The following is a 21,712-nucleotide window of genomic DNA, read 5'->3' on the forward strand; positions in this document are numbered from 1 at the left end:
ACAAAGCTGCGCGGTTTTTAGGCGCGCTGCCCATTTGCATGAATTCTGTTCATGTTGGGTCGATGAGCATCCAAGGACGACCAGGCTAACGTGATGGCTTTCTGTAACCAGGATTTCGCGCACATGGTGCATCGCTGTTTTATTGCCCTGGCTTGTGGCTTCGCGCTGCTCGTCAGTGGCGTGGCCTTTGGGCAGGGCCCCCAGTCGAGTCCGGGCATCTCCTACACCCGGGATATTCAACCGATCTTCACCGAGAAATGCGTGGCCTGCCATGCGTGCAACGACGCCGCGTGCCAGCTCAAGCTGGAAAGCCCCGAAGGTGCAGTGCGCGGTGCCTCCAAGGTGCCGGTGTACCAAGGCGACCGGAGCAAGGCGGTGCCCACCACACGGCTGTTCTACGACGCCCATAGCGAGGCCGAATGGCGTAAGAAGGGCTTTTATTCGGTGCTCGACAACCAGGGCAGCCAGGCCGCACTGATGGCTCGAATGCTCGAACTCGGTCACAAGACCCCGCTCACGCCCAATGCCAAATTGCCCGACGAGATCGTGCTTGGGCTCAACCGCACCAACATGTGCCCGTTGCCCCATGAGTTCGACGCTTATGCCGGCGCGCATCCCAAGGAAGGCATGCCGCTGGCCGTCACCGGTCTGACCGACCAGGAGTACCAGACCATGCGCGCCTGGCTGGCCGCCGGTGCGCCAGTCGAATACCAGCCGATCCAGCCCAGCCCGGTCGAAGCCAGGCAGATCGCCGAGTGGGAAGAACTGCTCAACCGTCCCGGTTCCACCGAATCATTGGTGGGTCGTTGGCTGTACGAGCACCTGTTCCTCGCGCATATTTATTTCGTCGGCGGCGAACAAGGCCACTTCTTCCAATGGGTACGTTCGCGCACGCCGAGCGGCCAGCCGGTCGACCTGATCGCCACTCGCCGCCCCAACGACCCGCCGGGCACCGACTTCTACTACCGCCTGGTGCCGGTGCAGGGCGTGATCGTGCACAAGACCCACATCACGTACCCCATGGGTCCGCAGAAGCTCAAGCGGGTCAAGCAGTTGTTCTACGCGGGCGACTGGCATGCCACCGCGCTGCCGGGTTACGGCCCACGTCACCGGGCCAACCCGTTCGAGACCTTCGAGGCGATTCCGGCGGTGGCGCGCTATCAGTTCATGCTGGATAACGCCGAGTACTTCGTGCGGACCTTCATCCGCGGCCCAGTTTGCCGTGGGCAAATCGCCACCGACGTGATCCGCGACAACTTCTGGGCGCTGTTCCAGGAGCCAGCGCATGACCGCTACATCACCGATGCCAAATACCGCAGCGAAGCCACGCCGCTGTTGGCGATGCCTGGGCAGATCGATGACGTGGGCAGCGTGCTCACCCTGTGGCACGCCTACCGGGACAAGCGCAATGAATATGAAAAGCTGCGCCGCGAGGCCTACGCCGAGATGGCGCCGCCGAGTTGGTCGACCCTGTGGGCGGGCAACGACAATGCCTTGCTGACCATCTTCCGCCACTTTGACAGTGCTTCGGTGACCAAGGGGTTGATCGGCGATGTGCCGCTGACCACCTGGCTGTTCGACTACCCGTTGTTCGAGCGCACTTATTATCAGTTGGCGGTCAACTTCGATGTGTTTGGCAACGTCTCGCACCAGTTGCAGACGCGCTTGTACTTCGACTTGATCCGCAACGGCGCCGAGGTCAACTTCCTGCGCCTGATGCCGGCCGATCAGCGTGGCAAGGTGCTCAGCAACTGGTACCAGAACAGCGGCAAGGTGAAGATGTGGATGGACTACGAGGACATCGACACCGACACCCCAAGCGGGCTGAAACTCGACCCTCGCGACCCGACGCGCGACTTTGGCCTGAAACTGCTGCAGCGCACCGGCAGCCTCAACGCAGCGCCAGACCCGATCAACCGCTGCAAGGGCGCTTATTGTTCACGGTCGGAGATGGATGCCGAGTTCCGCGATGTAGAGCAGTCGCTCAGCCGACTGGTGTCGCGTCCGGCGGCGGGGCTGAAGGTGATCAACCAACTGCCCGAGGCGACCATGCTGCGCATCGAAGGCGAGGGCGGCCGCCGTCAGGTCTACAGCCTGTTGCGCAACAGGGCCCACAGCAATGTGGCCTTCTTGCTGGGCGAGGCGTACCGCTACCAGCCAGGTCTGGATACCCTGACCCTGTACCCGGGGGTGCTCAGTAGCTACCCGAACTTCATCTTCAACATCCCGGCGTCGAACGTGCCGGAGTTCGTCGAGGACATGGAGGCGGCACGCGACGACCCGGCCAAGTTCGAACGCATCGTCATGCGCTGGGGCGTGCGGCGTAGCCATCCGCGGTTCTGGTTCTACTTCCATGACCTGAACACCTTCATCGAACAGACCGATCCGGTCGAGGCGGGCGTACTGGACATGAACCGCTACGAGAACCTCTGATCGGCCGGACTGACCTTTGCGGACTCACTGCGGTCCCAAAGGTCGGGTGGCCAGGGGCTGGTTTGCAGCCCCATCGCCGACAAGCCGGCTCCTGCAGGTGCTGTGGGAGCCGGGCGGGCGAGGCCTCAATGCACCGGCTGATCGCAGGTATTTCATGCTGTATTCGCTTCAGGCACTGCGGGCGCTCGCCGCCTGGGTGGTGGTCTGCCACCACTTCATGCAAATTTTCTTCGACTTCCATGCCACCGGCCCTGTCGGCCGCCTGCTCAGCGAGCGAGGCGCCGTGGGGGTCGACATCTTCTTCGTGATCAGCGGCCTGGTGATCTACCTCTCAACCCGAGACAAAGCCATCGCCCCTGGGCAGTTCCTGCTCAACCGACTGCTGCGCATCGTCCCGGCGTACTGGTTCTACACGGCGCTGATGGCCACGCTGCTACTCGTCGCCAGCCAATGGATGCCCCACCAGGTGTTCCAATGGCAACACTTGCTGTTGTCGCTGTTGTTCATTCCGGCCGAAAACCCGGGAGGTTATGGGCTGTATCCGACCCTGAACGTTGGCTGGACGCTGAATTACGAAATGTTCTTCTACGCGTTGTTCGGCCTCGCGTTTCTGGCCCGCCAGCGTCACCACCTGTTGCTGGTGGCCGCCGCGCTGCTGGTGGTGAGTGAGTTGCTGGGCCGATTGGGTGTCGTCAGCCGTTTCTACAACAACGACATCATCTACGAGTTCCTGCTCGGTATTGGCCTGGGTGTGCTGTACCGCCGCGGACTCATTCGCGAGGGGCGATGGCTGCCGCTGGCAGTACTGGCGGTGGCGGGGTATGCGCTGTTTCACCTGGACGCTTCCCAGCGCCTGCTGCACTGGGGGCTGCCGAGCGCGCTGGTGGTGCTGGCATTCGTTGCGTTAGAGCCCTGGTTCAAAGGCAATCGACTGCTCAAGATGCTGGGCGACTGCTCCTATTCGGTGTACCTGATCCATGTGCTGGTGCTTTACGGCGGCTGGTTCGTCAGCCAGCGGCTGAAGCTGAACCCTTACCTGGTCTTCGCCTTCTGCGTGCCGTCCATTGGACTAATGTCTTGGTTCAGCTACCAGTGGCTTGAGCGAGGCCTGTACCGACGGATGCACGCCTGGCTGGCGGCGCCACGGGAGCAAAGCCAGGCATATGCGCTTTCCCGAGTCAATTACTAGGACTTTGTTCGAAGGCCAGGTTGGCGTACACTTGGCCGCAAGTCTGTGAGGAACTTCCATGAGCGCTATAACCATTACCGACGCCGCCCATGATTACCTGGCCGATCTGCTGTCCAAGCAGAACACGCCTGGCATCGGCATCCGCATTTTCATCACCCAGCCGGGCACCCAGTACGCCGAGACCTGCATCGCCTACTGCAAGCCGGGCGAAGAGAAGCCTGACGACACCGCGCTGGGGCTCAAGAGCTTCACCGCGTACATCGATTCGGTCAGCGAACCGTTCCTCGAGGACGCGCTGGTCGACTACGCCACCGATCGCATGGGTGGCCAACTGACCATCAAGGCACCGAATGCCAAGGTGCCGATGGTCAACGAAGACAGCCCGATCAACGAACGCATCAACTACTACCTGCAGACCGAGATCAACCCGGGGCTGGCCAGCCACGGTGGTCAGGTCAGCCTGGTGGACGTGGTCGACGACGGTATCGCCGTGCTGCAGTTCGGCGGCGGTTGCCAGGGTTGCGGCCAGGCGGACGTCACCCTCAAGGACGGCATCGAGCGTACCCTGCTCGAGCGCATTCCTGAGCTCAAGGGTGTACGTGACGTGACCGACCACAGCCAGAAAGAAAACGCGTACTACTGAGACGTCTCGGGCGATTCAGGTTGGCGCTGCCAGAACCTTGATCCCTAGCAACAAACTGTTACGGATTCAACCCCTGCGACAACAGGCCGCAGCCCGTATTTAAAGGGCTGCAGGCCTGCACCTCCAACGTCGGGTAGATGCCCTGGGGGTGTCATGCCAGAATGCCCCGGTTTTTCGGCCGGCCTGTCCCTAGGGCCGGCACCTTCCCTGTAAAGGATGGTTCCATGAATGATCTGTTTACCCGGCGCGCGGTCGTCGCCGGGATGGGCGTTCTCGGGCTCGGCCTGCTGGCAGGCTGCAGCCCGGCCCGGGGGCTCGAGTTCAAGTACGGCAAGAACATGAGCAACGAAATCCTCGGGCGCAAGTTCCGCCTCAAGGATACCCGTGGCAACGACGTCACCTTGTCGAGCTTCTACGGCAGCATGCCGATGATCTTCTTCGGCTTTACCCAGTGCCCGGCGGTCTGTCCGACTACGCTGGCGCGCGCCGCACAAATCCGCAAGCTGCTCAAAGGCCGCGATCGCGACCTGTTCCAGGTGGTGCTGATTACCCTGGATCCGGAGCGCGACACGCCGGAAGTGCTCGATGCCTATGTCAAGGCGTTCGACCCGTCGTTCACCGCGCTCACCGGCACCCCCGAGGAAATCGCCGCGGTAGCGAAGGAATTCAAGGTGTTCTACGAGAAGGTCCCGACCGGGGATACCTATACCGTCTCCCACTCGTCCACCAGCTATGTCTACGATACGCGCGGCACGCTGCGCCTGAGCCTGGGCCATTCCCTGACCGCCCAGGAATGCGCCGAAGACCTGGTTACCCTGATGGAGATTTGCTAATGGCTATTTCACTGCAACCGTTCAAGCGCGGCCTGGCCACGCTGGCATTGATGGGCCTCGCCTTGCCGGCTCTGGCTCAGACCACGGTGAGTGATGCGTGGGTACGCGCCAGTGTGCCGCACCAGCAGTCCACCGGTGCCTTCATGACCCTGACCGCCAGCAGCGACAGCAAGTTGGTGGGCGTGGCATCCAAGTTGGCCAAGACCGTTCAGGTGCACGAGATGACCATGAACGGCGACGTGATGGGCATGCGTGAGGTGAAAACCGTCGAGTTGCCAGCCGGCAAAGCCGTGACGCTGGATCCGAATGGCCTGCACGTGATGCTGATGGGGCTGAGCAATCAGGTGAAGGAGGGTGAGAAAGTGCCGCTGACCCTGACCATCGAAGATGCCAAAGGCGCCAGGGAAACCTTGGACGTGCAGGCTGAAGTGCGGGCGCTCACAGCCGAGGTGGGCGCAGGGCATGACCACATGCACATGAACCACTGACACACTTGAAACAGGGCCGCACAGCGGCCCTGATCTTTTCAGCTGCGAAACTTGGGCAGCGGCCTGTCGAGCGTCAGCGAGGTCAGGGTCTTGCGTACCTGGGCCTCGTCAGCCTCCAGGGCCTTGAGGCTCGCGCGGATCTTGCCGGCGGCGGGCACATCGCCCTGCCGGTCGATCCAGTCGGCAATCTCCTTGCAGGCGCTGCTCAGGCAGGCTTGGCGCTGGTTCATCAGCGACAGCAGGGTGGTGAGCTCTCTTTCGGACATGGCAGGATCCTCCGTTCAGCTCTGTCAGTGTAGCAGAGGCTTGACGGGGCTCTGCTGCCTGTGCGTGAGGCGCCGAACCGGCAGAAAACGGCGGCGGTGGCGGCCGGTAACAACTCGTTACGTATAAACAACATGTTTAAATTTGATGCCATTGCTCCTTGTGGGGACGAGGAGTGTGCGCATTTTAGTAAGCGCCATTGAAGTGCTCTATCCCACCGTGGGTGAATATTGGGTAGTGCGCTTATCAAGCATGTAAGCAGTGTAGGAATATTCTGCTTGCTTGGTCAGTGCATGTCGTTGGTCGTGTTCTTGTTACAACTTGGTTGTTGAGTGTGGCCCCAAAGAAGTCTTAGGTTGGAGTTGCCCTGCAGATACACGGGCGACCTCAATAATCTGAAAGGAGTTCACATATGAAATCTGCAATCGAACTGTTCAAGACCGATGTGGCTGGCGTTGACGCGAAAGGTGTTTGCATGTGGTAAGTAAGGGGGCGGCTTCGTGCCGCCCCTTCATTTTCCTGAAGGAGCACGCTTTATGAACGATCGTGGATACCACACCATCTGGGATATAACCGGTGCCAATGCGCAGTTGCTGAGCAATGATAAAGCATTGCATTGCTTCTTTTTATCTGCTCTGCAGGCATCCGGGTTTACCGTGATAAGCGATATGATTCACAAGTTTTCCTCAGGCGGGGAGGGAGTTACCGGGCTTTTTCTTTTGTCCGAGTCTCACCTTTCTTACCATACTTATCCTGAGCGCGGCTACATTAGTATTGACGTGTATACGTGTGGGAAGAGTAATCAATCGATCAATGAAGGGATTTCAGAATTTTTTGGTGCGGATGTACAAATCAATCGAAGAACGTTGTTGCGTGGAAGTGCAGTGAACGATCCAGGGGGGGTTAGGCATGCAGTTGCTCGATAGAGGAATGTTAAAGTTTGACTATCAGTTCCCGCTCTACAATTTTTTCTTTCCAACGCAAGCACTCAATGTTTACCAGCCGGGACGAAATCAGTTTGCTGAGATGATGGTCACTGCGAATAAGAGTGCGCGTTCACGGGCGTTGTACTTCCACATCCCCTTCTGTGAGTCCATTTGTTCGTTTTGCCCGTTTACCCGAGGGCTGTACAAGCGAGCCGAGGACATCGACCGATATACGCAGGCTCTGATCGGCGAAATAGAGTACAAGGCACAAGTAATGGACTTGAAGGCGGTCCCGGTCAGAGCCATATTTTTTGGTGGTGGAACACCATCACTGCTATCGCCGCGAAACATTTACGACATTGGCGAGGCGCTGCATCGTCATTTCGATATGCGCGATGTACAGGAGTTCTCATTCGAGTTCAATGTCACCAGTGTCACCGAAGAGCGTATTCGCGCACTCGCTGCCATTGGTATCACTCATGCACGATTTGGCCTGCAAACGACTGATCGTGAATGGCGGCACCTGTTCAATCTCGACCCGGACATTGGCAAGATCGAGCGTGCTGCCGAACTGCTGCGCGGCCATTTTGGGCATGTGCTCTGCGACATCCTGTATGGCATGAACGGAAGCCATGAGCAGCAGACACTTGCCGACATTGATAAAGCGGTTGAGATGGGCGTCAGTAATGTGGATATCTACCCTATTAATAACGCTGCCACATCCGTCAAACTACATAAGCAGATCAAGGCTCGCTTCGCGGACGTAATGCCTGCGATGCGCAAGCTCAACATGAAATTTATGCTCGATGAGCATCTGCGCCAGTATGGTTATGTTCCCTATAATGGCCATGGCTATGTGCACAGGCCCGGCGCCGATAGCTTGCTATTCGCTAACGATTACTCATTTGTCTACCACGAACATGTCTACGGCTATGCCGACCATGACCTGCTGGGCTTTGGCGTGGGCGCCATCTCGTCGGTGGCGGGGCACGTCATTACCAACATTTCATTGCGCGAAAAATATACCCAACGCATGGCGGTAGGGGAGCACGTGTGCCAGGTGAGTGGGCATGATTCGCTGCTGGATGTGGTCAAGCCGCTGGTCGTTCGCCTGGCGTATCACGGCGTGGTCGACAAACGCCAGGTTGAAATGTGCCGTGTGCCGGAGGCGCTGATACATCGGCTTGATGCTTTGATCCAGGCAGGCCTGGTCCTGGAGGACACAAACCATTATCGGCTGACGCGGCTTGGCTGGCTTTGGTACAGCAACATCATGTTTTACCTGATGCCGGCAGGTGAGCAGGACATTCTAAAGAAGCTGGTATTCGAGCGGCTTGATGTACCAGGGCGCGACATCACCGAGCGTGAATTGATTTATGCAGCTGGCTAAGGAGCACCGGATATGCAGGCGTTGACTGTTAATTACGGAACGCGTTCGCTGGCGTTGGGGTACTGCTTTTCCAAATGCGGTGAGTTTGCCTTCGAAGCTGCATTTGCCGTGGCAATCGTGTCCATGGCCGATGCCGACCTGCTTTTGATCGGCATTGCCTATTTCTTCCGCTACTTGCCGAGTGTGGTGTTTTCGCCCCTGGGCGGCTGGCTGGCAGATAACGGCGACAAGAAACGAACGCTGTTGGCGGTCGAGGTGAGCAAAGGTGTTTTGGCTCTTGCCTTCTTTTCCTTGTTCAGTCTGCACACGTCTGTATTGCCGGTGCTGGTTGGGTTGGCGATGGTCATGACGGCACTGGAATGCCTTTATGCGCCGACCTTTCGAGCATACTTTCCCGATCTTGTCGAAAAGCATCTGTTGGCCTCGGTGAACAGTGGGGTTCAGGTGATCGAAGATGTCGCCTCGATTGTCGGTCCGCTGGTTTTTTCGGCATGTGTGCTGCTGCTGACGCGCGAAGCGACTTTCCTGTTTTTTGTGCTGTGCCTAGTGTTGTCGGCCATTTCCATCACCGCCCTCAGACCTGGCAGGCGAGGCAAGCATCAGGTGTTTGATGGGCGTGCCATAATTCGCGATGCCGCACGCAATGTGAGCAAGCTCAGGAGCAACAACGCCCCATTATTTGCCGTTATTGGCTGCACCACGCTCTGTGCACTTTTTGCAACGTCGGTCATTCGCTTCATCCTTCCGGCTGCGGTGCTGGAACATTTTGCCTCCGAAGCGGCGGTTGGTTACGTAATTTCGTTGCTTGCTGCAGGTACTGTGCTGGGGGGTGTGCTTTACACACGTTTGAACCCGCGCACTACCACTCGGACGGTATTGCGGTATTGGCTGCTGTATGGCGCATTGTTTTTGGCTGCCGCAATCGCACTGCAAGTCAACAGCTGGATATTCCTGCTGGCCCTATTTCTGGTCGGCTTCATTGGAGCATTTGTCGATATCGCTATCGTGACCAATATCCAGTGCTTGTCGGGTGAGCAGGAAGTTGGCAGGAATTTCTCTCTCTACTATTTCACGGCCGTCATGGGTGATGCCGTTTCAGGGCTGGTTGCCAGTTTGGTGTTTGTACTTGCAGGGCCGGCGACCTTCATCTGGATGACGCTGATGTTGTTTATTGCTCCAGTGCGCTGGAACCTGAAAGGAAAAAACCATGACACCGACAATCGTCTATAGCGTGGCGCTCGATGTAGACATGTGGGAGGGCGTGCAAACCATACCTTTGGATTCGTCGGTAAATCTTGCACTCGCTTCGGCTTTGTATATGACACCTGAGGACGCGCTGCAAGCGACCGTGCGTGAAGCGGTGGAGCGTTGGCGTTTACCACTGTTCATTAGTTCGAACGCTGCGAGTGGTCCGGCAGAGGGGGGGGACGAGCGGCAGCTGAAATTGCCATTATCTGAGCATGACAAGGCCAGGCTGATAGCTGCTGCACTCGCCTTTGAACAGCAGGTTTTACCACCCTTCACCCGTGCGCTTGCATCATTTGTCGACAAACGCCGACCCACGTTTGCCTGCCCTGGTCACCAAGGGGGAGCCTGTTTACAGCAGCACCCGGCCGGTGCCCGTTTCCGGCAATTGCTGGGGCCGGAAGTGTTTCATGTGGATGTCCCCCATGCAGCACCGGAGCTGGGTGACGTGCTCGGTCATGAAGGCCCGGTACAAGAGGCCGAACAACTGGCAGCAAGGGTTTTTGGTGCCGACGATACTTGGTTCGTGCTCAATGGCACGTCTACTGCGAACAAGGTGGTTGCCAGCGCTCTGCTGGCGGCAGGCGACTTGGTGTTGATGGATCGAAACAACCACAAGTCGGTGTTTCTCGGTGCCTTGATCCAGTGCGGTGCATTGCCGGTGTACTTGGACAATGTACGAGATGAGCGGGGGGTGCTGGGCGGCTACCGATTGGGTGCCCTGGATGAGGGGCACTTGCGCAGCCGGGTGGGTCAGATCTGTGAGCGGCGGTCGCACGAACCCAGGCCTTTTCGTCTGGCGATAATCCAGCAGGCGACCTGCGATGGAGTTGTGGTCGACGCAGCGGCAATGTTGGCGCGCATTGGCCATCTTTGTGAATACGTACTGTTCGACGGCGCCTGGGCTGGGTATGAGCCTTTCATTCCGGCATTGGCCACACTGTCGCCGCTGAACGTGCAGTTGATCGATACCTCCCCCGGTATTGTCGTGACCCAGTCGGTGCACAAGCAGATGTCCGGGCTCTCCCAGGCGTCGCAGATTCACAAGAAAGACCGGCATATCGGCCATCTGCCAAGTTACTGCCCGCGGCCAGTGTTCAATGCCGCCTTCATGCAACACGCCTCGACCAGCCCTTCCTACCCTTTGTTCATGTCGCTGGAGGTAAATGCCGCCATGCTTGCCGACGGCGAAGGCGAGCGGCATTGGCGGCAGGCGTTGGCCGCTGCGCAGACATTGCGGGACCAAGTGGCACGCCGCTGCCGGTTCATCCGGCCACTGATGCCGCCTGTTTCCGAAACCCCGCTCGAATACCAGGCGCAGGGCGCGTTACCTATCGAGCCTGGTCTGCACTACATCGACCCATGCAAAGCCATTTTCACTACTCGAGGACAGCTCGACATCCCGGCATGCCTGGTCACCCAGTACCTGCGAGATTGCGGCTTTACCCCGGAAAAAACGGATTTCTACACCTTCACCCTGCTAATGACGCCATCCAGCAACAATGCCGCCTTGAATGGGTTGGTGCATGTTCTGGAGTTTTTCGAAGCGCACTTGCTCGAGGGGGCTGCGGTGCTGCAATTGCTGCCTTCGCTGCGTTTAGCTCCAGCGCCTTATCAGGGGCTATCCCTTGCTATGCTCGGTGAGCGCATCAATACGCTCTATCGCGCACATCAGGTAGAACAGAGGCAAAGTGAGATCTTCAGTGCCATTGGGGCGGCACAGGTGGATTGCCCCCCGTATCAGGCCAACCAGCGGTTTGTGCGTGGCGAAGCCCGCCTTCAGAGCATTGGAGAGGTTACGGGCAGGGTTGCGGCCGAGGGGGTTATTCCATACCCGCCAGGGATCATGTGCATCGCCCCCGGCGAGCGCTGGACTGCGGCTTTGGTTGGCTACCTGCAGGCAGTCGAGGCGTTGTCTGTGCAATACCCCGAATTTGCCCCGCATATTCAGGGTGTGCACAAGGTTCGTAATACCGATGGATCGGTCTCGCTGGGGGTATTCGTGCTTGACTGAAAACGCTCAATCGCATGACAGCGCGGGGCAGCAACCGAACGGTCACGGGCGCAAATTCATTCACATCGACATGGACTCCTACTTCGTTGCCGTCGAGCTGCTGGATGCCCCATGGTTGTGTGAACGACCTGTCGCTGTCGGCGGAAAGGCGACTGACCGGGGTGTGATCAGTACATCCAACTACATCGCCAGGCGATTTGGCGTCAGGAGCGGCATGGCAACCGCAACAGCGCAACGCTTATGTCCGGGGTTGGTCCTGTTGCCTGTGCGCTTCGAGCGTTACGAGGCAGTGACTCGCAGGCTGGACATCATTTTCCGGCGTTATACCTCGAGCGTCGAGTTTCTCTCGCTGGATGAGGCAACGCTGGATGTGACAGGGCAGACGCACTGCAGCGGATCGGCGACTTACATGGCAAGCCGGATCCGGGCGACCATTGAACAAGAGCTGCAGTTGACAGCTTCTGCGGGTATCGCTCCTTTGAAGTACCTGGCGAAAATGGCTTCGGAGGTGAACAAGCCTGACGGCCAGTTCGTTATCGCGCCGGATCAGGTGCAGGCCTTTCTTGCGAGCCTGGACATTCGCAAGATTCCAGGGGTGGGTCCCAAGACCTGGGCGGTATTGCAAGCATTGGGGTGTACAAAATGTGCTGATGTCACAGACGAGATGATACCGGCCCTGCTGCGTCACCTTGGCGCTCACGGTTTCTATGTGTGGGAGCGTTGCCGGGGCCGGGAAGGTTACGAAGGCAAGCCCAGTGGTATGCAGTCGTTCGGTGTTGAGCATACGTTGCCCAGCGATTGTGATGATTTTGCTTGCTGTATCCGAGAGCTGGATGAACTACTGGCGAGTTTAGCGACCCGCTTGCAAGCGCTAGGCAACGCACCGCCTATTATCAAGAATCAAGTCAAACTCAAGTTTTCCGATTTTTCTGTTGCCACTGCCGAAGCGCCCGCCCTGGCGTTACAACCGCAGGTCATGCGGGGGCTGTGTCGAATGCTTTGGGAAAGCAAGCGGCAGGGGCGAGCAGTGCGCCTGGTTGGTGTTGCCGTCAGGATTCGACGGGACCTGCTGGATCCATTGCAACTTGAGTTGGCATTGTGAGCGATCCGGCAGGCATGTTTGAGCTGATGCACGCCTGCCGGTAGGCCCCAGGGGGCACTCCATAGGCCTGCTTGAACTGCCGGCTCAGATGACTCTGGTCGGCATAACCCAGGTCGAACGCTACCTCCGAGGCTGCCCAGCCACGCTTGAGCATTTCCCGTGCCCGGGCCAGGCGGCGCTGCTTCAGCCAGGCATGTGGCGGCAGGCCGGTGGCCTGGCGGAACACCCGGGCAAAATGGAACGGCGACAGGTTGACCGCCGCCGCCAGCGCTTCAAGCGAGGGCGGGTCGGCCAGCTGGCTTTCCAGCAGTTCGCGGGCGCGGGCCACTGCCAGCGGTTCCTGGCCGGGCGCCGCAGGTTCGGCGCATTGCCCGTGGCGCTGCACCAGGGCCAGTACCGCCTGGCGCCAGGCGGTTTGCTGTTCGAGGGCACTGGCGCCGGATTCGGACAGCTGGTGCAGTTGGCTGAACGCCAAGGCCAGGGCCGGGTCCTGAATCACACTTTCCTTGAAATGCGGCATGCCATGGCGGCCAAGCTCTAGCTCGTCCAGCACGCCGGTGACCCGCTCGTGCTCCGGATAGAAACCGCGATAGCGCCAACCGGCTTCATGGGCGGTGGCCCCGGTGTGCAGCTCATCGGGATTGATCAGTACCATGCTGCCGACCGGTGCCAGATGCTCGCTGCCTCGGTGCCAGAAGCGCTGGGCCCCGGACTCGATCACGGTAAATACGTAGCCCTCATGCACGTGCGGGGCAAAGCGTTGCTGGAAATACCGCGCATGCAGCATCTCCACATCGCCCAGGGCAGGCGCTTGCCAGAGGTGGGTCTGTTCGCGCAGGGGTCTGCTCATGCCAGCCAGCTACGCAGAAGAAAGAAGATCAACATGCTCACCAGCATGCTCAACAATACGCTGCGCGTCCAGAGCACGAGTGCGATGGCCACCAGCGAGCCAAGCAGGTAAGGATTGAGCGGGCTCAGGTCCAGTTGGTGGTCGGGCAGGAAGATGATCGGCCCGCAGATGGCCGTGAGCATGCCGGGCACGGCGAAGCCCAGGAACTGCCGGGCATTGGAGCTCAGGCGCAGGGGCAGGCGAGGTTCCAGGAAGGCATAGCGGTTGAGGAATACCACCGCGCCCATGGTGAATATCAGCAACCAGATCATGCGCGGCCTCCGGAAAACTTCTGACAAATAAAGCCCGCCGCCATGCCTAGCAGGCCTGCAGCCACCAGCGCAGTTTCCCACTGCCAGTAGCTGAACAGCACCGAGCAGAACAGCGATACCGCCACACAGACGACTGTCGCCAGGCTGCGTACAAGCGGCGCAATCAGGGCGACGAAGGTGGCGACGATGGAGAAGTCCAGACCCAGTTGATCCAGGTGCGGGATGTTCTGGCCGAGGATGATCCCGGCCAGGGTGAACAGGTTCCACGCTATATAGAAGGTCAGGCCCACACCCAGTGCGTACCAGCGGTTGAACTGCTGCTGGTCGTAATGGCTGGTCAGCGCGAAGAACTCGTCGGTGAGCAGAAAGCCCAGACCCAGCCGCCAGCGCAGCGGCTGACTCGACAGCACCGGGCGCATGGACAGGCCATAGAGCAAGTGCTGAGAAGTCAGCAGCAGGGTGGTGAGCAGGATCGACGCCAGGTTGGCGCCGCCCTTGAGCATGCCAATGGCCACCAGTTGTGCCGCGCCCGCGAAGACGATGGCCGAAAGCCCCTGGCCTTCCCAGGCGCTGAGGTTGGCTTCGATGGCCATGGAGCCTGCCAGCAACCCCCACGGGGCCACGGCCAGGGACAGCGGGAGAATGGCGATGGCGCCGTGGAGAAAGGCTTGACGGGCAATGGGAAGGCTGCTGGGCATGGCGATGACGACACGTCGATTAGGCAGGCCAGCATGCCAGAGCGAGGGAGCCGATGGCTTGAACGATCTTGCTCTGTCAGCGGTGGCTGGCCAAACGCTGCTGGGCGGTGGCGCAGCCATTGATCTCGATAGCCTTTTGCAACAGGGCTTGACGCTGCTGCGGATCCAGGTCGCTCAACAGCCGGTAGACCTCGGCCTGGTAGTCGCGCTGACGCCCCCATTGCATCTGCAGGCCCTGTGGTTGGCTGCGATTGCAGGCCAGGCGCAAGGCCGGTTGCGGGTAGTAGGGGGCGTAAAGCGTGGCCATGCTGGGAATGGCTTCCAGCTCCTGGCGGTAGGTCGGGCTGGTGTTGTACGGCGCGCACAAGCTGGCAATGGCCGAGGCAGGAGGGGCGAACCCTTGTTTGAGACTGTCCTCCAGCAATGGGCAGGCGGCATCCGGAATCTGTGCTGCCGGCAAGTAGGTCATGTAGTACAGGGCCAGTCGGTACTGCGCCACCGGGTGGCCCAATTCCACGGACTTCTTCAGCAATGCCACGGCCGTCGGCAACGTGCGGGCCATGGCCTCGCCCTGGCGGGTCAACTCAGGGTCGCTGCCCAGGGCGGTGCGCAGGGGGCTAGGGTTGTCTTCCTGGGTATCGGCCTGTTCGAGCAGTGGCAGGGCCTGGCGATAGAGCAGGTCGGCATGGGGATCGATGCGCACATCGAGCGCTTGCGCGGCCAGCGGTAACAGGGCGAACAACAGCGCAGGCAGGGGTCGGACGCGACTCACAGGCTGCCCTCGCACGACGAACAGCGGTCATGGCCAGCGGGCAGGGTCTGATGCAGGACTACGAGGTTCATGGCCGGTACAGGGTGCCTCAGGCATAACGGAACGACGACGTATTCTAGCCATGCCCAGGCGCTTGCCGGAAGGCCCAAGGGCAACTGTCAGACGAGCTTGATCGGTGTGACCTTGCGCGGAGCGTGTTTTTCCTGGGCCAGGCCAAGTTTGGCGGTGATCACCTTGGCTACTGCATTGTTGCCCAGGTCGTTGAGGTGCAGGCGATCGACGAACAGCTCGGCGGCGAATACAGGTGAGCTGCTGAGCATGCTGTTCATGTCATAGCAGGGAACCGGGTCGGCCTGGCGCTTGATACGGCGGAAGTAGGCCATGTGCAGTTGGCTGTCGAATGCATCCTCCAACAACTTGTCGAAGTTCGCCGGTCGACGCTCCAGGGCTGCCAGCATTGCTTGCTCGCCAGCGGGTACCGTGTCCCGGCACCAGGGCAGCAGTGGCTGGAGAATGAAGGTGAGCGTGGCGTGGCTGTCGGCTAGCATGCGCTCCCATTGGCGCAGGGTGCGGCCGATGGTGTCGGCGGCGCGGGCCATGCGTTTTTCTGGCGAGGAGAGTGTCCAGTTGATCGGGGTAGATGGTCTGCGCGGCGCCAGGGCTTGCCCCAGGCGGCGCCACAAGGACTGGTTGGTTGGCGAGGCCGGGGGCTGAACCCCTTCCTTGAAACTGTCGAGAAATGCCTGCTGGGCCTTGGCATGCTGTGGGTCGAGCAGGCCGTCGAGGACTTCGCTCAAGCCTTCGTGGGCCAAGGTGTTCAGGCCACTTAGAACCACCACGTGGCCGATCTGCCCGAAGCGGTGCTGATGGGTGAGGAACAGCAGCAGTTCCTGGCTGGCGTTGAGTCCGCAACTGGCCAGATTCAGCCATACCTCTCCGGTGAGCATCGACAGGTGCGAGGCCACGGTGTGCTCGTCGGAGCTGGCTCCAATGCCCAATACGGCGGAGCCACCGACCAGCAGGTTGACACGTCCTGCCGGGCCACGTTCGGCCGCCGAGAAGCGCTTGCCAGCGAAATGGCTGTAGCGAAAGCCCAGTGCATCGGTGTTGATGGTGCCCGAGCGATAGCCGCGCTCGTGCACCTGCAAGGTGTGCGGCGCTCGCTGGTTACCCATCAACAGGAAATGCTGATAGTCCTGCTGCAGGGAAGAGGGCATGTCCGGCGCGTCGTTGGCTGTGTCGGTCGTCGTCATGGGCATTCCTCTTTCTGGGGCGACGGGGTTGGCTCGCCTGTGTCAGGAGGCCAGCTCCTTGAGGTTGTACAGCAGGCCACCGGTGGCAATCAGAAGCAGGGCGACGCCCGAGGCCAAGCTGATGAGGCGGTTGCTACGCTGCGAGGCGATCTTGCCAATGGCGAAGATGTAGAGACTGAGCACCGCGAAGTCGATGAACACCCAGAGCAGCGACAGTACCACCATGCTCTTGCCGAACGATTCGGTGATCTGGATGAACTGGGGAAAGAAGGCGATGAAGAAGATGATGTCCTTGGGATTGGAAATGCCGACCATGAACCCTTGCCACAAGCCTCCGCGTCCAGCCTTGGATGCCTCGCCGGATGCCTCGGCAGCCGGTGCTTGCAGCGCGTCTTTCAGGGTGCCCACGGCGATATGACCGATGAACAGGCACCCCAGCAGGCTCATGGCGCTGAGCCAGGTCTTGTCGATGGCGGCGCTGGTCAGAATGACCCAAGCTGCCGCGCCGATCAGTACCAGCGATGCCCAGTTGGTGCCGACAGCGGTAAAGATGGCCTTGCGCGAGCCTGAGGCCGCGGCAGTGTTGACGATCAGTGCCACCACCGGGCCTGGGGTGGCGATCAGCAGCAGGACGGTCAGGGCGTAGGTCAGCGTCAGTGCGGTATTCACGGTCAGTTCTCGATCAATGATTCAGAGGTTGCCAGGGCGTGGAAGGGGCAGCGTGGTGGGTTCAGCGAGCCTTGCTCCTGAAGCTGGTATTGCTTCCACTCGTAGTTGTCGTCCTGGCCGAAGAAGCCGAGGGTGTCTGGTACGACGCCATCGTTGTAATGGTGCACGCGTTCGCGGATGCGGGCGCGGATGCGCTTGCCGCTCTCAGTACTGGCGTTGGCGACTTCGTCGAAGTTTTCCCGCGGGTTGATGACGAAGGTGATGTGCGCGCCGAGGTTGCGGCTTTTCATCTGCTGGTGGCCGGGAAAGTTCATGTTGATGAACAGCGGCATGCCGGCGTAGCAAAACGACCAACCGCTGTCGTCAGGGTCGGTCGGGATGGCCTGGGGCCAGGGGTGAGGGTCGCGCGCGTGAACGCCACGCAAGACTTTCCAGGCCAAGGCCTGTTGTTCGGCAAGGGTCATTTCGCTGGCCGTTTCGAGAAACACCACCAGGGGGCTGCCGATGCGTTGCTTGACCGGCACGTGCTTGATGTTCACGACATAGTCGGCAAGCCCCTTGGCCATGTCGTCAGCCAGGTATTCGGCGCGTGCGAAGAGGATGTGGCAGGTTTCGGCAGCCACTGCCTTGCGCCCGAACAGGCAAGGAAATTCGGGGTTGGCAAGGACGCCTTTGAAGTGTTGTATGGTCGTGTAGGTCCAGTGTTGCGAATTCCGGACATGTTCAGAGGCCGCGTCTAGCGCATCCAGGCGATAGCAGTTTCCATAACCTGTAAACATGATTTCCCCAGGCGTTTAAGATAAGTGGACGTTCCAGTCATATGCAGGCAGTTTGTTTGTTTATCTTTGTTATTTACCTGCATTTTCTGAGACGGCCCTCAGGTTGTAAAACGCGTGGAACTATGACCTACTATTAGTCTCACTCATGCTTCGGAAGACCCCATGTCGGAACGGATTCAGGCTTTGCACGCGCTGCGTGCGTTCGAGGTGGCTTCTCGATACGGGTCGTTCACCCGGGCGGCGGAGGAACTGGCCTTGACCCAAGGGGCGGTCAGTCACCACATCAAGACCCTGGAAGCGATGTTCGGCTGCGACCTGTTCGAGCGCCGAGGTCCCAAGTTGCGCCTGACCGAGCACGGGCGGTTGTTGGCCCAGGAGCTCAAGGTTGGCTTCAAGATCATCGAGAATGCATGTGCGTTATTGCGTCAGGACCGCTATGGCCTGCGTTTGAAAGCGCCATCGACTTTGACGGTGCGTTGGCTGCTGAGGGCGCTGGATGCGTTCAAGAAGGTCGATGACAGTTGCAGCGTGCAATTGTCGAGCGTGTGGATGGACATCGACACGGTGGATTTCTATTCCGAGCCCTACGATTGCGCGATTTTGCTGGCCAATGGGCGTTTTCCGGCCGATGTCGAGAGTTTCAAGTTGTTCGATGAGTGGCTGATCCCGGTGTGTCACCCAGATTACCTGGATAACCCGCAGCCGGACCTGGGGGATCTGCGTCACTGTGAATTCCTTCATCCGTCACCGGATAGGCGAGACTGGCGGCGCTGGTTGGCGCGTATGGATGCGTTGGATATCAGCATCGACCATGGTCAGGTGTTCGATACGCTCGACCAGGGGATTTCCGCGGCGCAGCAAGGGTTGGGGATTTCGGTGGTGGACCTGGTGTTGGCCAGTGCTGACTTGGCGGCGGGGCGGTTGGTGACGCCGTTCAAGCATGCGGTGGCGACGGGGGATGGTTATTACATGACCTGGCTCAAGGCGAGTCCCAAGGCCCGGCAGATGGGCAAGCTGCGTGAGTTCCTGCTGGGGCAGGTGCCAGCGTTGGCCTACAAGGATATCAATTACCTATACGGGTGATTTCTCGGTGTCGCTCTTGCTCTTCTTTGCTTCTCGTGTGCGCAAGTTCAGGTTCAGCCGATTGCCACGACAGGAGGCCGGGAGACCGGAGGCAGCGGTTGGAGCCTCGCGCGGTTTGAATGCCGCGCCTACGTTGGTGACCTGACGTCTGGCGTGTTGGTTTCTGGATGCGTGAGCATCCATTTGCCAAGGCGACGCGTCATCACTTTTAAACTTCCTGAAGTCGCAACCGGGTGTGTTTGAACGGGTGCGCACTCGCGAATTCTGCCGTTGTCGAACCTCCCATCGGCGACTGGAGGTAGAATCACCTCTTGAATCGAACAGCCATTCTGAGGACAACGCAGTGAATGTGCAGCAGGGCTTCGTCCTGACCCGACACTGGCATGACACCCCCCAAGGCACCTGCGTGGAATTCTGGCTGGCTACCGACCAAGGCCCCCGCCAGGTACGCCTGGCCCCTCAGGCGTCAATCGCCTTCATCGCCAGCAAAGACGCCGACCGCACCCGCGCACTGCTGGCCAATGAAACGGCTGTCGAACTCAAACCGCTGGACCTGCGAACCTTCGAGCAGCAACCGGTGATGGGCCTGTACACCCGCCAGCACCGCCAGCTGATGCAACTGGAACAACGCCTGCGCAGCGCCGGGATCGAGGTCCATGAGGCCGACATACGCCCCCCCGAGCGCTACCTGATGGAGCGCTTCATCACCGCTCCCGTGCAGTTCACCGGCAAACCCGACGCTCAAGGGGTCCTGTGCGACGCCCAGCTCAAACCCTCGCCGGACTACCGCCCAAACCTGCGCTTGGTCTCGCTGGACATCGAAACCAGCGAGCGCGGCGAGCTCTACAGCATCGCACTGGAAGGCTGTGGCCAGCGACAGGTCTACATGCTCGGCCCAGCCAATGGCGATGTTCAAGACCTGGACTTCGACCTGCACTACTGCGACAGCCGCACCGAACTGCTGACCTGCCTCAACCAGTGGTTGTCCACCCACGACCCCGACGCCATCATCGGCTGGAATCTGGTGCAGTTCGACCTGCGGCTGTTGCACGAACATGCCAAGCAACTGGACGTGCCACTGGCGTTGGGCCGCAATGGCGCTGTCCTGAGCTTGCGCGCCCAGGCCAGCCGGGGCCATGTGTTTGCCGATGCCCCCGGTCGCCTGCTGATCGACGGAATCGAGGCGCTGCGTTCGGCAACCTGGAGTTTCCCTTCGTTCAGCCTGGAGAACGTCGCCCAGACTCTGCTAGGGGAGGGCAAGGCCATCGAGACCCCTTACCAGCGCATGGACGAAATCAACCGCATGTTCGCCCAGGACAAGCCATCGCTGGCGCGCTACAACCTCAAGGATTGCGAACTGGTCACCCGCATCTTCGCCCATACGCGGCTGCTGGAATTCCTGCTGGAGCGCTCGTCCGTCACCGGTTTGGCGGTGGATCGCAGTGGCGGGTCGGTGGCCGCGTTCTGTCATCTGTACATTCCGCACATGCATCGCCTGGGCTTCGTCGCCCCCAACTTGGGCAGTCGCCCGGACGAAGCCAGCCCCGGTGGCTTCGTCATGGACTCGCGCCCTGGCCTGTACGACTCGGTGCTGGTACTGGACTACAAAAGCCTGTACCCCTCGATCATCCGTACCTTCCTCATCGACCCGGTGGGACTGGTCCAGGGCTTGCGCCAGCCGGACGAGGAACACTCGGTGGAAGGCTTTCGGGGCGCGCGCTTTTCGCGCAGCCAGCATTGTTTGCCGGCTATCGTGGCGCGGGTGTGGCAGGGCAGGGAGGCGGCCAAGCGTGAAGGCAATGCACCGCTGTCCCAGGCGCTGAAAATCATCATGAATGCGTTCTACGGCGTGCTCGGCTCCAATGGTTGCCGCTTCTTCGACCCACGCCTGGCATCGTCCATCACCCTGCGCGGCCATCAGATCATGCGCCAGACCCGCGCGTTGATCGAGGCGCGAGGTTATGACGTGATCTACGGCGACACCGACTCCACCTTCGTCTGGCTCAAAGGGGCCCATGGCGAGGAGGCTGCGGCCCGAATCGGTCGCGCGCTGGTGGCTGAGGTCAATCAGTGGTGGCGCCATCACCTGAGTGAGACCATGGGCCTTGAGAGTGCCCTTGAGCTGCAGTTCGAAACGCATTACCGGCGCTTCCTCATGCCCACCATTCGTGGTGCCGACGAGGGCAGCAAGAAGCGCTACGCCGGCCTGGTCCAGCGCACCGATGGCAGTGACGATGTGGTGTACAAGGGACTGGAGTCGGTACGCACGGACTGGTCGCCCTTGGCCCAGCAATTCCAGCAGGCCCTGTATGGGCGCATCTTCCGCGGCGAGCCTTATCGCGAGTATGTCCGGGAGTTCGTGCGAAGCACCCTGGCAGGCGAGCAGGACGCATTGCTGGTTTACCGCAAACGCCTGCGTCGGCCACTGACCGATTATCAGCGCAACGTGCCACCCCATGTGCGCGCCGCACGCATGGCCGACGACTACAACAGCCGCCTGGGGCGCGCGCGGCAATACCAGAATGGCGGATGGATCAGCTATGTGATCACCACCGCAGGCCCGGAACCGCTGGAAAACCTGCAGTCGCCCATCGACTACGACCATTACCTCAGTCGCCAGCTTCAACCCGTGGCAGACGCCATCCTGCCCTTTGTCGGCGATGACTTCTCGGCGTTGACCGATCGCCAGCTACTACTGTTCTGAGGCGGGTATTACCTATCTAGCGCCCTGAAACACCCTTGCTGCCTAGGCTGGCGGTCTTTGTCGACC

Annotated in this window: 20 protein-coding genes; 12 read left to right on the forward strand and 8 right to left on the reverse strand. The window is 60.0% G+C overall.

Features of this window, described 5'->3' with window-relative positions; genetic code table 11:
* The first annotated feature begins 123 nt into the window (after positions 1–123).
* From C4Q26_RS22575 to C4Q26_RS22595, 5 genes are all read left to right on the forward strand, one after another.
* On the forward strand, positions 124–2,433 hold the full coding sequence (locus C4Q26_RS22575) for a fatty acid cis/trans isomerase (RefSeq protein ID WP_104883572.1): 2,310 nt from the start codon (positions 124–126) through the stop codon (positions 2,431–2,433).
* Between the two features lie 154 nt (positions 2,434–2,587).
* The gene (locus tag C4Q26_RS22580) at positions 2,588–3,622 is read left to right on the forward strand and encodes an acyltransferase (RefSeq protein ID WP_023381064.1); all 1,035 of its coding nucleotides are present in this window, start codon (positions 2,588–2,590) and stop codon (positions 3,620–3,622) included.
* Positions 3,623–3,680: 58 nt separating this feature from the next.
* The gene (gene nfuA / locus C4Q26_RS22585) at positions 3,681–4,265 is read left to right on the forward strand and encodes a Fe-S biogenesis protein NfuA (RefSeq protein ID WP_027907063.1); all 585 of its coding nucleotides are present in this window, start codon (positions 3,681–3,683) and stop codon (positions 4,263–4,265) included.
* Positions 4,266–4,489: 224 nt separating this feature from the next.
* Complete coding sequence (locus C4Q26_RS22590) at positions 4,490–5,098, forward strand: SCO family protein (RefSeq protein WP_023381062.1); 609 nt, start codon at positions 4,490–4,492, stop codon at positions 5,096–5,098.
* A gap of 5 nt (positions 5,099–5,103) precedes the next feature.
* Positions 5,104–5,586 carry a copper chaperone PCu(A)C gene (locus tag C4Q26_RS22595; protein WP_104884064.1) on the forward strand — a complete coding sequence of 161 codons (483 nt, stop codon included), beginning with the start codon at positions 5,104–5,106 and terminating at the stop codon, positions 5,584–5,586.
* A gap of 38 nt (positions 5,587–5,624) precedes the next feature.
* Here the strand turns inward: C4Q26_RS22595 and C4Q26_RS22600 are convergent, their stop codons facing one another.
* Positions 5,625–5,852 carry a hypothetical protein gene (locus C4Q26_RS22600; protein ID WP_003260451.1) on the reverse strand — a complete coding sequence of 76 codons (228 nt, stop codon included), beginning with the start codon at positions 5,850–5,852 and terminating at the stop codon, positions 5,625–5,627.
* Between the two features lie 534 nt (positions 5,853–6,386).
* On the opposite strand from C4Q26_RS22600, the gene speD reads away from it, so the two are divergent.
* From speD to dinB, 5 genes are read left to right on the forward strand one after another with little or no spacing between them, the layout of a single operon-like run.
* Positions 6,387–6,776 carry an adenosylmethionine decarboxylase gene (gene speD, locus C4Q26_RS22605; protein ID WP_104883573.1) on the forward strand — a complete coding sequence of 130 codons (390 nt, stop codon included), beginning with the start codon at positions 6,387–6,389 and terminating at the stop codon, positions 6,774–6,776.
* Positions 6,760–8,166, forward strand: a complete 1,407-nt coding sequence (locus C4Q26_RS22610) for a coproporphyrinogen-III oxidase family protein (RefSeq protein ID WP_104883574.1) — start codon at positions 6,760–6,762, stop codon at positions 8,164–8,166. The genes speD and C4Q26_RS22610 overlap by 17 nt, the downstream gene beginning before the upstream one ends.
* A gap of 12 nt (positions 8,167–8,178) precedes the next feature.
* The gene (locus C4Q26_RS22615) at positions 8,179–9,396 is read left to right on the forward strand and encodes an MFS transporter (RefSeq protein WP_104883575.1); all 1,218 of its coding nucleotides are present in this window, start codon (positions 8,179–8,181) and stop codon (positions 9,394–9,396) included.
* Positions 9,374–11,425 (forward strand): ornithine decarboxylase, encoded by a 2,052-nt coding sequence (locus tag C4Q26_RS22620; protein WP_104883576.1) that lies wholly within the window; start codon positions 9,374–9,376, stop codon positions 11,423–11,425. The genes C4Q26_RS22615 and C4Q26_RS22620 overlap by 23 nt, the downstream gene beginning before the upstream one ends.
* A complete protein-coding gene (gene dinB, locus C4Q26_RS22625; protein WP_256583295.1) occupies positions 11,418–12,527 on the forward strand; it encodes a DNA polymerase IV in 1,110 nt (369 codons plus the stop codon). Before C4Q26_RS22620 ends, dinB begins: the two co-directional genes overlap by 8 nt.
* Here the strand turns inward: dinB and C4Q26_RS22630 are convergent.
* The 7 genes from C4Q26_RS22630 to C4Q26_RS22660 all read right to left on the reverse strand — a co-directional run bounded on the left by C4Q26_RS22630 (position 12,475) and on the right by C4Q26_RS22660 (position 17,859).
* Positions 12,475–13,377 carry an AraC family transcriptional regulator gene (locus C4Q26_RS22630; RefSeq protein ID WP_104883578.1) on the reverse strand — a complete coding sequence of 301 codons (903 nt, stop codon included), beginning with the start codon at positions 13,375–13,377 and terminating at the stop codon, positions 12,475–12,477. The two genes, dinB and C4Q26_RS22630, sit on opposite strands and share 53 nt — an antisense overlap.
* The gene (locus C4Q26_RS22635; RefSeq protein ID WP_023381058.1) at positions 13,374–13,688 is read right to left on the reverse strand and encodes an AzlD domain-containing protein; all 315 of its coding nucleotides are present in this window, start codon (positions 13,686–13,688) and stop codon (positions 13,374–13,376) included. The genes C4Q26_RS22630 and C4Q26_RS22635 overlap by 4 nt, the downstream gene beginning before the upstream one ends.
* Positions 13,685–14,386, reverse strand: a complete 702-nt coding sequence (locus tag C4Q26_RS22640; RefSeq protein ID WP_023381057.1) for an AzlC family ABC transporter permease — start codon at positions 14,384–14,386, stop codon at positions 13,685–13,687. Before C4Q26_RS22640 ends, C4Q26_RS22635 begins: the two co-directional genes overlap by 4 nt.
* Before the next feature lie 76 nt (positions 14,387–14,462).
* Entirely contained in the window at positions 14,463–15,158 is a 696-nt protein-coding gene (locus C4Q26_RS22645; RefSeq protein WP_023381056.1) for a hypothetical protein, read from the reverse strand.
* A gap of 158 nt (positions 15,159–15,316) precedes the next feature.
* Positions 15,317–16,411 carry a hypothetical protein gene (locus C4Q26_RS22650; protein ID WP_023381055.1) on the reverse strand — a complete coding sequence of 365 codons (1,095 nt, stop codon included), beginning with the start codon at positions 16,409–16,411 and terminating at the stop codon, positions 15,317–15,319.
* A 42-nt stretch (positions 16,412–16,453) separates the two neighbouring features.
* On the reverse strand, positions 16,454–17,080 hold the full coding sequence (locus tag C4Q26_RS22655) for a LysE family translocator (RefSeq protein WP_104883579.1): 627 nt from the start codon (positions 17,078–17,080) through the stop codon (positions 16,454–16,456).
* Between the two features lie 2 nt (positions 17,081–17,082).
* Positions 17,083–17,859, reverse strand: coding sequence for a YqcI/YcgG family protein (locus tag C4Q26_RS22660; protein WP_023381053.1), 777 nt, complete (start codon positions 17,857–17,859; stop codon positions 17,083–17,085).
* Positions 17,860–18,021: 162 nt separating this feature from the next.
* Here C4Q26_RS22660 and C4Q26_RS22665 point away from each other — a divergent pair, with 162 nt between their 5' ends.
* Complete coding sequence (locus C4Q26_RS22665; RefSeq protein WP_023381052.1) at positions 18,022–18,942, forward strand: LysR substrate-binding domain-containing protein; 921 nt, start codon at positions 18,022–18,024, stop codon at positions 18,940–18,942.
* 343 nt (positions 18,943–19,285) lie between these two features.
* Complete coding sequence (locus C4Q26_RS22670) at positions 19,286–21,646, forward strand: DNA polymerase II (protein WP_104883580.1); 2,361 nt, start codon at positions 19,286–19,288, stop codon at positions 21,644–21,646.
* The last annotated feature ends 66 nt before the right edge of the window (positions 21,647–21,712 follow it).

Source organism: Pseudomonas sp. SWI44 (genome assembly GCF_002947915.1).
Lineage (GTDB): Bacteria > Pseudomonadota > Gammaproteobacteria > Pseudomonadales > Pseudomonadaceae > Aquipseudomonas > Aquipseudomonas taiwanensis.

Excerpts from the sequence above, each read along its gene's own strand:
- C4Q26_RS22575 (WP_104883572.1), top strand. The coding sequence starts at position 124 with ATGGTGCATCGCTGTTTTATTGCCCTGGCTTGTGGCTTCGCGCTGCTC.
- C4Q26_RS22580 (WP_023381064.1), top strand. The coding sequence starts at position 2,588 with ATGCTGTATTCGCTTCAGGCACTGCGGGCGCTCGCCGCCTGGGTGGTG.
- nfuA (WP_027907063.1), top strand. The coding sequence starts at position 3,681 with ATGAGCGCTATAACCATTACCGACGCCGCCCATGATTACCTGGCCGAT.
- C4Q26_RS22590 (WP_023381062.1), top strand. The coding sequence starts at position 4,490 with ATGAATGATCTGTTTACCCGGCGCGCGGTCGTCGCCGGGATGGGCGTT.
- C4Q26_RS22600 (WP_003260451.1), bottom strand. The coding sequence starts at position 5,852 with ATGTCCGAAAGAGAGCTCACCACCCTGCTGTCGCTGATGAACCAGCGC.
- speD (WP_104883573.1), top strand. The coding sequence starts at position 6,387 with ATGAACGATCGTGGATACCACACCATCTGGGATATAACCGGTGCCAAT.
- C4Q26_RS22610 (WP_104883574.1), top strand. The coding sequence starts at position 6,760 with ATGCAGTTGCTCGATAGAGGAATGTTAAAGTTTGACTATCAGTTCCCG.
- C4Q26_RS22615 (WP_104883575.1), top strand. The coding sequence starts at position 8,179 with ATGCAGGCGTTGACTGTTAATTACGGAACGCGTTCGCTGGCGTTGGGG.
- C4Q26_RS22620 (WP_104883576.1), top strand. The coding sequence starts at position 9,374 with ATGACACCGACAATCGTCTATAGCGTGGCGCTCGATGTAGACATGTGG.
- C4Q26_RS22630 (WP_104883578.1), bottom strand. The coding sequence starts at position 13,377 with ATGAGCAGACCCCTGCGCGAACAGACCCACCTCTGGCAAGCGCCTGCC.
- C4Q26_RS22635 (WP_023381058.1), bottom strand. The coding sequence starts at position 13,688 with ATGATCTGGTTGCTGATATTCACCATGGGCGCGGTGGTATTCCTCAAC.
- C4Q26_RS22640 (WP_023381057.1), bottom strand. The coding sequence starts at position 14,386 with ATGCCCAGCAGCCTTCCCATTGCCCGTCAAGCCTTTCTCCACGGCGCC.
- C4Q26_RS22650 (WP_023381055.1), bottom strand. The coding sequence starts at position 16,411 with ATGACGACGACCGACACAGCCAACGACGCGCCGGACATGCCCTCTTCC.
- C4Q26_RS22660 (WP_023381053.1), bottom strand. The coding sequence starts at position 17,859 with ATGTTTACAGGTTATGGAAACTGCTATCGCCTGGATGCGCTAGACGCG.
- C4Q26_RS22665 (WP_023381052.1), top strand. The coding sequence starts at position 18,022 with ATGTCGGAACGGATTCAGGCTTTGCACGCGCTGCGTGCGTTCGAGGTG.